Below are 12,520 nucleotides of genomic sequence, written 5' to 3'. Positions count from 1 at the left end.
AGATTAAGCTGGTCACGTTTTTTGTGACCTGGAACACACGTTCTAGAGCGCTTTATTCAGTTTGAGTTAAGATTCGGCCGCTACCTTGTTCATCGAGTGACTGACGGGTCGAGGCCTTCGACCTGGATGTTTTTTATACAGCCACTGGCTTCACACCGGACTTCACGGAAAACTCCCTGACTCCGCCAAAGAGGATGAATCATGAGTGACAAGGATAAACAGCCGTTGGCTGCGTCGGCTTCCACCCAACCCGAGGCGGAAACCGCCGATGCAGCGCTGCAGCATATCGTTGACGGCTTTTTGCATTTCCATCATGAGATCTTTCCGCAACAGGAAGAGCTCTTCAAGAAACTCGCCACGGCTCAACGCCCGCGAGCCATGTTCATCGCCTGCGCCGATTCGCGCATCGTTCCTGAACTGATCACCCAAAGCGCCCCCGGCGACCTGTTCGTGACGCGTAACGTCGGCAACGTCGTACCGCCTTACGGACAGATGAACGGAGGTGTCTCCACGGCGATCGAGTACGCGGTGCTGGCCCTCGGTGTGCACCACATCATCATCTGCGGGCACTCCGACTGCGGCGCGATGCGAGCGGTGCTCAACCCCCAGAGCCTGGAAAAAATGCCTACGGTCAAAGCCTGGCTGCGGCATGCCGAAGTGGCGAAGACCATGGTCCAGGACAACTGCAACTGCGCGAATGAAAGCGAAAGCATGCACATCCTCACCGAAGAGAATGTCATCGCCCAATTGCAGCATTTGCGCACTCATCCATCGGTTGCCTCGCGAATGGCTAACGGTCAGTTGTTTATCCACGGTTGGGTCTACAACATCGAAACCAGCGAAATCAAAGCCTACGACGCCGATCAGGGATGTTTCCTGCCGCTCAATGGCAGCCTGCCCGTTCCGGTGGCGACGCCCAAAGCGCGCTTCTAAAACCTCCTAAATCCGTATGGTTCAGTCGAGGCTGCCGATCAGGCAGCCTGGCTTCGCCATGCCTGAAGAAAACTTCGGGAGAATCACCATGCGTGCTGCGCAATTCAAAAATGTTTTACCAAGGGAGCTGCTGGCTTCCGTGGTCGTTTTTCTGGTCGCCCTGCCCTTGTGCATGGGCATTGCCATTGCTTCGGGTTTACCTCCGGCCAAAGGCCTGATCACCGGGATCATTGGTGGCCTGGTCGTTGGTTGGCTGGCCGGTTCGCCCTTGCAAGTAAGCGGTCCCGCCGCCGGTCTGGCGGTACTGGTATTCGAACTGGTACGTCAGCATGGCGTGACCATGCTCGGGCCGATATTACTGCTCGCAGGTTTTCTGCAATTGGTGGCCGGCCGTTTGAAACTGGGCTGCTGGTTCCGCGTGACAGCGCCTGCCGTCGTGTACGGCATGCTTGCCGGGATCGGTGTGCTGATCGTCCTCTCACAGGTGCACGTGATGCTCGATGCGGCGCCAAAGCCGTCAGGGCTGGATAACCTCGCGAGCTTTCCCACCGCAGTCGCCCAGGCTTTGCCATCCGTTGGCTGGCAGGCCGGCCTGCTCGGGTTATCGACCATCGCCGTGATGTGGCTATGGGAAAAGCTGCGTCCGCATTCTCTGCGTTTCATACCTGGCGCCTTGCTCGGTGTGGGTCTCGCCACTACCGCCAGCCTGCTCATGTCGTTGCAGGTCAAACGGGTGGAGGTTCCGGCCAATCTGGCTGAAGCCATTGATTGGCTGCGACCGGCAGATTTGCTCAATCTGGCAGACCCTGCCCTGCTCATCGCTGCCTTTGCAGTGGCTTTCATCGCCAGTGCCGAAACCCTGCTGTCGGCTGCCGCAGTAGACCGGATGCACAGCGGCCAGCGCTCGGACTTCGACCGGGAACTGTCGGCGCAAGGCGTCGGTAACATGCTCTGCGGGCTGCTCGGCGCTCTGCCGATGACGGGCGTGATCGTGCGCAGCTCCGCCAACGTCCAGGCCGGCGCTACCACGCGTTACTCGACGATTTTCCACGGCCTGTGGCTGCTGGCGTTCGTTTTGCTGTTGTCGAGCGTGTTGCAAAGCATTCCGGTGGCTAGCCTGGCGGGTGTGCTGGTTTATACCGGATTCAAGCTTGTGGATCTCAAGGCTTTCCGCGGTCTGGGGCGCTACGGCCGGATGCCGATGTTCACCTATGCCGCCACCGCATTAGCCATCGTTTTCACTGACTTGCTGACCGGCGTATTGATCGGCTTCGGCCTGACGCTGGTGAAGCTGGCATTGAAGGCTTCACGGTTGAAAATCAGCCTGATCGATCTGCCCGAGGCAGGAGAAATGGAATTGCGCCTGACAGGCGCGGCGACTTTTCTCAAAGTGCCGGCGCTGACCAAGGTACTGGCGACCATTCCCGCAGGTGCGACAGTGCACGTGCCGCTCAATAACCTGAGCTACATCGATCACTCATGCCTGGAACTGCTGGAAGAATGGGGTCGGGCGAATGCAGCCAAAGGTTCGAAGCTGTTGATTGAGTCGCGGGGGTTGAAGCGCAGGCTTGAAGGGCGGGTTCGGACTAATACGGGAATTGGCGCGGCTGGCTGAGGGCCAATGTAGGAGCGAGCCTGCTCGCGATGGCGGCGAATCAGTCAACTGTAATGTTGAATGACTAGGTCTCATCGCGAGCAGGCTCGCTCCTACAGGGGATTGTGTTTACCGGTAGATCAGGCCACCGTCTGATCCAGCTCCAGGCCTACACCCAAACGGCGCGACATGCACGGCCAGCGCTTCCACGCAGCACCGGTATCCGGACTGTTGAGCTTCTCGCGGTAGGCTTCCACCGACTCCAGCGCAAAGCTGTCATCGTTGAGCATTTCGTCTACGGCGTGGTGGACTGCCTCATCCAGTTGGTTGGCAAATTCCTCACCGATCAACTGGTGGGCAATCAGGTTGGCGACCGTCATGTCCAATGGGATCAGTGGCTGGCCAAAGTGCTTGATATACAGGTCGTTGACCTCTTCGACAAACCGGTGGGCCAAATAGGCTTCGTCCAGCAGGCTGTCGAGCCCGACGTGCCCGGCCATGATTGCCGGTGGCTGGATGAAGTACTGCTCGGCGATTTTCAATACCGGTTTGATCTGTGACTCGATGCCCGCTTCCCTTGCGACTTCATTGGCTGCATCCAGCAGATCGGGCACTTCTTCGATATAAGCGGCGACAAAACGCGTGAGTACGCCGTTGGTATCGGTCTCCGGCAACTGGATCGCCGGGTGTAGATGAGGCAGTTTGCTTTCCAGCTGACGCGTCAGCAGGCCGGTCTCGGCTTCGTGTTGTTGGGCTTTTTGGATCTGCTCGCGCAATGCGGCGGTGTTCATGAAAACTCCAGGAAACAAAGGCAATGAAATAGGGAAGACATAACTTAGCTGGCTTACGAAAAATGCTAAGACGCATTTGTCATAATTATTTCATCCTTGAGACGCCCGCGTTATATCGGTTCGCCACCACTCGTCTGCATCCTTCTCCATTCGTGCCCCGCAACGCAAGTTAATGCTGTTTCAGATGATTTACGCCTTGGCATTGCGAGGTGAGAGTCGCTGTCTATACTCGGGTTGGAATGGAGTTAGCTGATGACGCCCGACTGCACACGCAGCAAGGCTCGGCAATTCAAGTTCGTAGTCTGATGCAGCCGCTCCCTTGCCGCAGGTGAAAGCCGGCGGGATAACAAGAACGATAAGGGGAACCCGCAATGATGCGACATCCACATGTCTGGATGGGCCTCCTGTTGTGGTCGATTTTCAGTCAGGCGCAAGCGGCCTGGACTGTGAATATGGCGCCTGGAGCGACTGAAATCAGTCACGCTGTGTTTGACCTGCACATGACCATTTTCTGGATCTGTGTGGTGATCGGCATCATCGTCTTTGGTGCGATGTTCTGGTCGATGATCCTGCACCGCCGCTCGACAGGGCAGGTGGCGGCCAAGTTTCATGAAAGCACCACCGTCGAAATTCTGTGGACCATCGTGCCCTTCATCATCCTTGTGGCCATGGCGGTTCCCGCGACGGCGACCCTGATCAAGATGTACGACGCCAGTGAGCCGGATATCGATATCCAGGTCACCGGCTATCAATGGAAATGGCATTACAAATACCTGGGCCAGGACGTCGAGTTCTTCAGCAACCTGGCCACCCCCGCCGACCAGATCCACAACAAGGAAGCCAAGAGCGAGCACTATTTGCTTGAGGTCGACAAGCCATTGGTGCTGCCGATCGGCGCCAAGGTGCGCTTCCTCGTGACGTCCGCCGACGTGATCCACTCATGGTGGGTGCCGGCCTTTGCGGTCAAGCGCGATGCGATCCCGGGGTTCGTCAACGAAGCCTGGACGCGCATCGAAAAACCCGGCATCTACCGTGGCCAATGCGCCGAGCTGTGCGGCAAGGACCACGGGTTCATGCCGATCGTGGTCGAGGTCAAGGAAAAGGCCGATTACGAGAAATGGCTGGGCGAGCGCAAGGCGGAAGCTGCGCAACTCAAGGAACTGACCAGCAAGGAATGGACCCTCGACGAGCTCAAGGAGCGTGGCGACAAGGTCTATCACACCACTTGCGTGGCCTGTCACCAGGCTGAGGGTCAGGGGTTGCCGCCGATGTTCCCGGCCCTCAAGGGCTCGAAAATCGCCACCGGCCCGATCAAGGATCACCTGAACATTGTCTTCCACGGCAAGCCCGGCACGTCCATGGCGGCCTTCGGCAAGCAACTGTCGGAAGTCGATATCGCGGCGGTCGTGACCTACGAACGTAACGCCTGGGGCAACAACAAGGGCGACATGGTCACGCCGAAAGAAGTGCTTGAGCTGAAACAGGCGGAAAGCAAATGACCCGGTCCATTGCTCACCTCAGGAACCGGTCGGGGCAATGCGCCCCGGCCTGCCCAGCCCATCCGGTTAAAGGAGACAGGCCATGAGCGCCGTAATCGATGACCACGGTCATGCCGACCACGCCCACGGCCCCGCCAAAGGCCTGATGCGTTGGGTGCTGACCACCAACCACAAAGACATCGGCACGCTGTACCTGTGGTTCGCGTTTTCCATGTTCCTGCTCGGCGGTTCGTTCGCGATGGTGATTCGCGCCGAGCTGTTCCAGCCAGGCCTGCAAATCGTCCAGCCGGAATTTTTCAACCAGATGACCACCATGCACGGCCTGGTGATGGTCTTCGGTGCGGTGATGCCGGCGTTCGTCGGCCTCGCCAACTGGATGATTCCGCTGATGGTCGGTGCGCCGGACATGGCCCTGCCACGGATGAACAACTTCAGCTTCTGGCTGTTGCCGGCAGCGTTCATCCTGTTGGTCTCGACCCTGTTCACCCCGGGTGGCGGGCCGAACTTCGGCTGGACGTTCTACGCCCCGCTGTCGACGACCTACGCGCCGGAAAGCGTGACGTTCTTCATCTTCGCCATCCACTTGATGGGGATCAGTTCGATCATGGGTGCGATCAACGTGATCGCCACCATCCTCAACCTGCGCGCCCCCGGCATGACGCTGATGAAAATGCCGCTGTTCGTCTGGACCTGGCTGATCACCGCGTTCCTGCTGATCGCGGTGATGCCGGTACTGGCCGGTTGCGTGACGATGATGCTGATGGACATCCACTTCGGCACCAGCTTCTTCAGTGCTGCCGGCGGCGGCGACCCGGTGCTGTTCCAGCACGTGTTCTGGTTCTTCGGTCACCCCGAGGTGTACATCATGATCCTGCCAGCCTTCGGTGCCGTCAGCTCGATCATCCCGACCTTCTCGCGCAAGCCGCTGTTCGGCTACACCTCGATGGTCTACGCCACGGCCAGTATTGCGTTCCTGTCGTTCATCGTCTGGGCGCACCACATGTTCGTGGTCGGCATTCCGTTGGTGGGCGAGCTGTTCTTCATGTACGCCACGCTGCTGATCGCGGTACCCACGGGCGTGAAGGTGTTCAACTGGGCCAGCACCATGTGGCAAGGCTCGCTGACGTTCGAGACACCGATGCTGTTTGCGGTGGCATTCGTGATCCTGTTCTCCATCGGCGGTTTCTCCGGGCTGATGCTGGCCATCGCCCCGGCGGACTTCCAGTACCAGGACACTTACTTCGTGGTCGCGCACTTCCACTATGTATTGGTGCCGGGTGCAATTTTCGGGATCTTCGCCTCCGCCTACTACTGGATGCCGAAGTGGACCGGCCACATGTACGACGAAACCCTCGGCAAGCTGCACTTCTGGCTGTCGTTCATCGGCATGAACATGGCCTTCTTCCCGATGCACTTCGTGGGCCTGGCCGGCATGCCGCGGCGGATTCCCGACTACAACCTGCAATTCGCCGACTTCAACATGGTGTCGTCGATCGGCGCATTCATGTTCGGCGCCACGCAGATCTTCTTCCTGTTCATCGTGATCAAGACCATTCGTGGTGGCCCGCCGGCACCGGCCAAACCGTGGGATGGGGCTGAAGGCCTGGAATGGAGCATCCCGTCGCCGGCGCCGTATCACACCTTTACTACGCCGCCGGAAGTGAAATGAAAAATTTATGCCCTGTGGAAATTCCTGTGGGAGCTGGCTTGCCAGCGATGGGATCACCGCGGTGTGTCAGGCAAGCAGCCATCGCTGGCAAGCCAGCTCCCACGGGGTTCCGGGTAAAGGGTCAAGATCATGGCTGATTCGATTTCGATGAAGAAGCTGGTCACTCGTCTGTTGCTGGTGGTGGTGGCGATGTTTGTATTCGGGTTTGCCCTGGTGCCGATCTACGACGTGATGTGCAAGGCGTTCGGCATCAATGGCAAGACGGGCGGGCAGTATGAGGGTGAGCAAACGGTGGACAGCTCGCGGCAGGTTCGCGTGCAGTTTCTGTCGACCAACTCCGCCGACATGTCCTGGGATTTTTATCCCAAGCAGGATGAGTTGACGGCCAACCCCGGGGCGGTGAACGAGATGATCTTCATTGCACACAACCCCACCGACAAGCCAATGAGCGCCCAGGCCGTGCCGAGCATCGCGCCAAGCGCGGCGGCGGCGTATTTCCACAAGACCGAATGTTTTTGCTTTACCCAGCAAGTGCTGCAGCCCGGTCAACGGATCGAGATGCCGGTACGTTTCATCGTTGACCGTGACATGCCCAAGGAAGTGAAGCACCTGACGCTGTCCTACACGCTGTTCGATATCACCGCCCGACATCCACCGGTCGCAGTAAACACTGGCGGTTGAGCGTGCCCGATAAGGAGAACAATAAATGGCAACTCATGAGCATTATTACGTTCCGGCCCAGAGCAAATGGCCGATCATCGCCACGGTCGGGATGTTCGTCACGGTGTTCGGCCTGGCCACCTGGTTCAATGACCTGAAGGCGGCACGGCCAGAATCCCATGGCCCGCTGATCTTTTTCGTCGGTGGCTTGCTGCTCGCTTACATGTTGTTCGGCTGGTTCGGCACGGTGATCAAGGAAAGTCGCGACGGCTTGTACAGCGCGCAGATGGACCGCTCGTTCCGCTGGGGCATGAGCTGGTTCATCTTCTCCGAGGTGATGTTCTTTATCGCCTTCTTCGGTGCGCTGTTCTATGTCCGGCAGGTCTCCGGTCCGGCACTCGGCGGAGAAGGCGCCAAAGGCCTGGCTCACATGCTCTGGCCGAACTTCGAGTTCGTCTGGCCGTTGCTGAACAATCCGGACTCGAAACTGTTTCCGCCGCCCAAGGACGTCATCAGTCCATGGGGCTTGCCGTTGCTCAACACCGTGCTGTTGGTGAGCTCTAGTGTGACCGTGACCATCGCCCACCACGCCTTGAAAAAGGGCCATCGCGGTGCGCTGAAACTGTGGCTGGCGATCACCGTATTGCTGGGCTGTGCGTTTCTCGGCTTCCAGGCTGAAGAATATATCCACGCTTACAACGAACTGGGCCTGACTTTGGGTTCGGGCATCTACGGCGCGACGTTCTTCATGCTCACCGGGTTCCACGGCGCCCACGTGACCATGGGCACCATCATCCTGTTGGTGATGCTGATACGAGTGATGCGTGGGCACTTCGACAACGAGCATCAGTTCGGCTTCGAGGCGGCGAGTTGGTACTGGCACTTCGTGGACGTGGTGTGGATCGGCTTGTTCGTATTCGTTTACGTGCTTTAACCCCTACCAGGGGGCGTGGGAAACCAACTGGCCGCTGAAAAAACCCCAGGCGATCAAGCCGACGGTGATGGCGGCCAGCGTGACACGAACACTCAAGGCAATGACGAGGCGATTCGAACTGCTGTCGTCCTTGACCAGAAAAAACAGGCCGCTGAACAGGCTGACAACCGTGGCAATCAGCATCAGGACGATGGCTGCTTTGAGCATGGTGAGACTCCGGGGGACTAGCGATGCACTTGAGTATAGCTATCGCACCGACTGACTTTCTGGCGACGCCATGAAGCGCTTCCGGCCGGGCATCGTGCCGACATTGGTGGTCGCCCTGCTGCTGCCGCTGCTGGTGTCGCTCGGGTTCTGGCAATTGGGCCGGGGCGCGGAGAAAAGCGCGCTGTTGCAAACCTATAGCGAGCGCCGGGCCGCCGAACCGATGCTCAGCACCGAACTGCAACACAGCGTTGATCCAGCCTTCCGCCGGGTTCGCCTGCACGGTCAGTTCGATGCCAGCCACAGCCTGTTGCTGGATAACCGCCAGCGTGACGGCAAGGTCGGCGTCGAGCTGCTGCAACCGTTTCAGGATCAGGCGACCGGCCTCTGGCTGCTGGTCAATCGAGGCTGGCTGCCGTGGCCGGACCGGCGCACTCCACCGCAATTCACCACACCGGTTCAGGCATTGAGCCTGGATGCCTGGGTCTACGTGCCGCCGGGCGCAACCTTCCAGTTGCACGCCGATCCCGATTCCACGACCTGGCCGCAATTGGTCACCGCAGTTGACCCGACCAAGCTCTGGGCAGGTCTCGACCGCGAAGGCTTCGCCTATGAATTACGTGCAGAAACCGGACCGGCGACTTACCAGGCCGATTGGCCGGTCGTTGCCATGGGGCCGGAAAAACACATCGCTTATGCCGTGCAGTGGTTCGCCCTGTCGATCGCCCTGTTCGGCCTTTATCTCTATCTCGGTTGGCACAACGCAAAGGAGAAACACCATGGGAGCGGCCATGAATCCACCCAGCATGTCTGAGGCAAAACCGGCGTTGAACCGGCGCAAGGGACGTTTGCAGTTGCTGCTGATCCTGCTCGGTGTGATCGGGCCGATGATCCTCGCCACCGGCATGTACAAACTGCAGTTTTGGGTGCCGGAGGGCCGCAGTTATCACGGCGAACTGATCGGCAATGGCCAGACCCGCGCCGACCTCGGCGTAAAGGCTGAGGAAGAGCGCTGGCAGTTGCTGGTGACCGCGCCCAAGGATTGCGCTGTCGACTGTCAGCAACTGGTGTATCTGGCGCGGCAGATCCAGATCGGCCTGGGCCGCGATGCCGGGCGCGCCAGCCATGCCATCGCCGCTGCACAGCCGTTGAGCAGCGATTACCAGGTCAAGTTGAGCCGCGAATACCCGCAGCTGCAACGCTATCCGCTGGACCTCGCTACCTTCAGCAAAACCACGGGTGACAAGGCCGAACCACAACTGTGGATCATCGATCCCCACGGCAACCTGGTGCTGCGCTACGACCCGTCGGTCAAGGGCAAGGATCTGCTGAACGACCTGCGTCACCTGCTGAAACTGTCCAACATCGGATAAGGACATCGTCATGGCCAAACCTGGATTTCGCCTCGCGCTGTTTGCCACCTTGCTGGCACTGATTGTGGTGTTGCTCGGCGCCTACACCCGCCTGACCCACGCCGGCCTCGGCTGCCCGGACTGGCCCGGCTGTTACGGCTTTATCAGCGTGCCTAAAAGCGAAGCCCAATTGGCCCATGCCGAATTGCATTTCCCGGACACGCCGGTCGAAGCCCACAAGGGCTGGAACGAGATGATCCATCGCTATTTTGCCGGCACCCTGGGGCTGTTGATTGTGGCCCTGGCCGCTCGCTCATGGATGCATCGCCGGCATCCAGGCCAGCCGGTGAAGCTGCCGCTGTTCCTGCTGGCGGTGGTGTCCGCGCAAGCGGCGTTCGGCATGTGGACAGTGACGCTCAAGCTCTGGCCGCAAGTGGTGACCGGGCACCTGCTCGGCGGTTTCGCCACGTTGAGCCTATTGTTCCTGCTGACCTTGCGCCTCTCCGGTGTACTGCCGGCATTGACCGTGCCACGTCGTTTGCAGCACTGGGCGACGGCAGGGCTGCTGCTGGTGATCGGGCAAATCGCCCTCGGTGGCTGGGTCAGCTCCAATTATGCCGCGGTGGCCTGCATCGACTTTCCGACCTGCCACGGTCAATGGCTGCCCCCTGCCGATTTCGCCAATGGCTTTCACCTGACCCAGCACATCGGCCCGAATTACCTCGGCGGACAACTGGACAGTGATGCGCGCACAGCGATTCACCTGACGCACCGCATCGGCGCGCTACTGGTGACCCTGGTGCTGCTCGGCCTGGCCTGGCAACTGAAGGTAGTCGGCATGACGCGACTGGCGGGGCTGGTATTGCTCGCCCTCACGGCGCAAATCACGCTGGGCATCAGCAACGTGGTGTTCCATCTGCCACTGCCGGTGGCCGTGGCGCACAACGCCGGGGGTGCGGCGCTGTTGCTGACGATGGTGCTGGTCAATTATCACGCGCGAACCAGCCTGGTTCGGGTCAAACAAACAACTCGCTGGCGCTTCAGCCCGCGTAAACATTCAGCCGGGCCCATAACAATAAAAGGAGAAATGCCATGGCGATTCTGATCGGCGAGCGTCACAGCCAGGCAATCTGGCGTGACTACCTGGAACTGACCAAACCGAAAGTGGTGGTGCTGATGCTCATCACTTCGCTGGTGGGGATGTTCCTGGCCACTCGCGCCGGGGTGCCATGGACCGTGCTGGTGTTCGGCAACCTGGGGATCGCCCTGTGTGCGGGCGGTGCGGCAGCGGTCAACCATGTGGTGGACCGGCGGATCGATGCCGTCATGGCGCGCACCCATAAACGCCCCTTGGCCGAGGGGCGAGTCTCACCAACGGCGGCGCTGACGTTTGCGCTGGTGCTGGCGGTGCTTGGCCAGGCCCTGTTGCTGGCCTTCACCAATCCACTGACAGCCTGGCTGACCCTCGCCTCGTTGCTTGGCTATGCGGTGGTGTACACCGGTTTTCTCAAACGTGCGACGCCACAGAACATCGTGATCGGCGGCCTGGCTGGTGCCGCACCGCCCTTGCTCGGCTGGACCGCTGCCACCGGCCATGTCAGTGCCGAACCGTTGCTGTTGGTGCTGATCATTTTCGCCTGGACCCCACCGCATTTCTGGGCGCTGGCCATCCACCGCAAAGAGGAATACGCCAAGGCTGACATTCCGATGCTGCCGGTAACCCACGGCGAGCATTACACCAAGGTGCATATTCTGCTTTACACCGCCGCGCTGCTGGCCGTGAGCCTGATGCCGTACGTGATCCACATGAGCGGCCTGCTCTACCTGACCTGCGCGATCGTCCTCGGCGCGAGGTTCCTGCAATGGGCCGTGGTGCTGTACCGTGGCACTCGGCCGCACGCGGCGATCAACACGTTCAAGTACTCTATTTATTACTTGTTCCTGCTGTTCATCGCGCTGCTCGTAGACCACTACTTATTGTTGAACCTATGACTCGAACCCAGAAAACCGTCTTCATCCTTGTCGCCCTGATCGCGCTGGTCCTGGGCCTGACCATCAACAAAGTGCTGTCCGGCAAAGGTCAGGGCGACCCGACGGCACTGATCGACGCCGGGATCATCCTGCTGCCGCAAAGCCGCAATCTGCCGAGCGTGACGATGACCGATCAGGACGGCAAACCGGTTGAAATCAATGAACTCAAAGGCAAGTGGTCGCTGCTGTTCTTCGGCTACACGTTCTGCCCGGACATCTGCCCGACCACCCTCGCCCAGTTGCGCCAGATCAAAAGTGAACTGCCACCGGAGGCGGTGGACAAGTTGCAGATCGTGCTGGTCAGCGTCGATCCCAATCGCGATACGCCGAAGCAGCTCAAACAGTATCTGGGTTACTTCGATCCACAATTCGTCGGCCTGACGCCGAACTCCGTGGAGGAACTGCAAAAAGTTGCCAATGCAGTGAGCATTCCGTTCATCCCGGCGGATACCAGCAAGCCGAACTACACCGTCGACCACAGCGGCAACCTCGCGGTCATCGGACCAGACGGCACGCAGCGCGGGTTCATTCGTGCGCCGTTGAACAACGTTAAGCTGGTGGCGCAGTTGCCGGTGATGCTCAAGCGTCAGTGACAACGCCACCCAACCCTGTAGGAGCGAGCCTGTTCGCGATAGCGGACTGACATTCAACATTGATGTTGGATCTGATGGCCCTATCGCGAGCAGGCTCGCTCCCACAAGGTCCGTATTTCAGGCAACAAAAAATGGGCACCCAACCTGGTTGGTGTGCCCATTTTTTATTCCGCCCCCCCTTTTGCGGGGTGGAAATCAAGGATTGACGCTGTCTTTCAGTATCTATAAGAAAAATGTTTCACTTATTTTGCATGCAGCTC

At 59.3% G+C, this 12,520-nt stretch carries 13 protein-coding genes; 11 read left to right on the top strand and 2 right to left on the bottom strand.

Going from position 1 to position 12,520, the window contains the following annotated elements; translation table 11 throughout:
- Positions 1-201 precede the first annotated feature (201 nt).
- Both D8U73_RS16475 and D8U73_RS16470 read left to right on the top strand, forming a co-directional pair.
- Positions 202-933, top strand: a complete 732-nt coding sequence (locus D8U73_RS16475) for a carbonic anhydrase (protein ID WP_056854464.1) — start codon at positions 202-204, stop codon at positions 931-933.
- An 88-nt stretch (positions 934-1,021) separates the two neighbouring features.
- Positions 1,022-2,548 (top strand): SulP family inorganic anion transporter, encoded by a 1,527-nt coding sequence (locus tag D8U73_RS16470; RefSeq protein ID WP_130905138.1) that lies wholly within the window; start codon positions 1,022-1,024, stop codon positions 2,546-2,548.
- Positions 2,549-2,667: 119 nt separating this feature from the next.
- Here D8U73_RS16470 and D8U73_RS16460 read toward each other — a convergent pair whose 3' ends face one another.
- Positions 2,668-3,318: a hypothetical protein gene (locus D8U73_RS16460; protein WP_056854366.1), complete on the bottom strand. Its 651-nt coding sequence runs from the start codon at positions 3,316-3,318 to the stop codon at positions 2,668-2,670.
- Positions 3,319-3,689: 371 nt separating this feature from the next.
- Here D8U73_RS16460 and coxB point away from each other — a divergent pair, with 371 nt between their 5' ends.
- From coxB to D8U73_RS16440, 4 genes are all read left to right on the top strand, one after another.
- On the top strand, positions 3,690-4,817 hold the full coding sequence (gene coxB, locus D8U73_RS16455; RefSeq protein ID WP_130905137.1) for a cytochrome c oxidase subunit II: 1,128 nt from the start codon (positions 3,690-3,692) through the stop codon (positions 4,815-4,817).
- An 82-nt stretch (positions 4,818-4,899) separates the two neighbouring features.
- A complete protein-coding gene (gene ctaD / locus D8U73_RS16450) occupies positions 4,900-6,486 on the top strand; it encodes a cytochrome c oxidase subunit I (protein WP_056854364.1) in 1,587 nt (528 codons plus the stop codon).
- 129 nt (positions 6,487-6,615) lie between these two features.
- Complete coding sequence (locus D8U73_RS16445) at positions 6,616-7,167, top strand: cytochrome c oxidase assembly protein (protein WP_056854363.1); 552 nt, start codon at positions 6,616-6,618, stop codon at positions 7,165-7,167.
- Positions 7,168-7,192: 25 nt separating this feature from the next.
- On the top strand, positions 7,193-8,080 hold the full coding sequence (locus D8U73_RS16440; protein WP_056854362.1) for a cytochrome c oxidase subunit 3: 888 nt from the start codon (positions 7,193-7,195) through the stop codon (positions 8,078-8,080).
- A 3-nt stretch (positions 8,081-8,083) separates the two neighbouring features.
- On the opposite strand, the gene D8U73_RS16435 is transcribed toward D8U73_RS16440, so the two are convergent.
- Positions 8,084-8,287 carry a twin transmembrane helix small protein gene (locus D8U73_RS16435; protein ID WP_056854361.1) on the bottom strand — a complete coding sequence of 68 codons (204 nt, stop codon included), beginning with the start codon at positions 8,285-8,287 and terminating at the stop codon, positions 8,084-8,086.
- Between the two features lie 70 nt (positions 8,288-8,357).
- On the opposite strand from D8U73_RS16435, the gene D8U73_RS16430 reads away from it, so the two are divergent.
- From D8U73_RS16430 to D8U73_RS16410, 5 genes are read left to right on the top strand one after another with little or no spacing between them, the layout of a single operon-like run.
- Positions 8,358-9,098, top strand: a complete 741-nt coding sequence (locus D8U73_RS16430; protein WP_130905136.1) for an SURF1 family protein — start codon at positions 8,358-8,360, stop codon at positions 9,096-9,098.
- Positions 9,064-9,657 (top strand): hypothetical protein, encoded by a 594-nt coding sequence (locus tag D8U73_RS16425; RefSeq protein ID WP_130905135.1) that lies wholly within the window; start codon positions 9,064-9,066, stop codon positions 9,655-9,657. Before D8U73_RS16430 ends, D8U73_RS16425 begins: the two co-directional genes overlap by 35 nt.
- A 10-nt stretch (positions 9,658-9,667) precedes the next feature.
- Positions 9,668-10,741, top strand: a complete 1,074-nt coding sequence (locus D8U73_RS16420) for a COX15/CtaA family protein (protein ID WP_130905134.1) — start codon at positions 9,668-9,670, stop codon at positions 10,739-10,741.
- Positions 10,729-11,628 (top strand): heme o synthase, encoded by a 900-nt coding sequence (gene cyoE, locus D8U73_RS16415; RefSeq protein WP_056854357.1) that lies wholly within the window; start codon positions 10,729-10,731, stop codon positions 11,626-11,628. The genes D8U73_RS16420 and cyoE overlap by 13 nt, the downstream gene beginning before the upstream one ends.
- On the top strand, positions 11,625-12,260 hold the full coding sequence (locus D8U73_RS16410) for an SCO family protein (RefSeq protein WP_056854356.1): 636 nt from the start codon (positions 11,625-11,627) through the stop codon (positions 12,258-12,260). Before cyoE ends, D8U73_RS16410 begins: the two co-directional genes overlap by 4 nt.
- Positions 12,261-12,520: the final 260 nt, after the last annotated feature.

The organism is Pseudomonas sp. Sample_22, from assembly GCF_004307635.1.
Classification (GTDB): Bacteria; Pseudomonadota; Gammaproteobacteria; order Pseudomonadales; family Pseudomonadaceae; genus Aquipseudomonas.
This window is presented reverse-complemented; position numbering and strand designations above follow the sequence as displayed.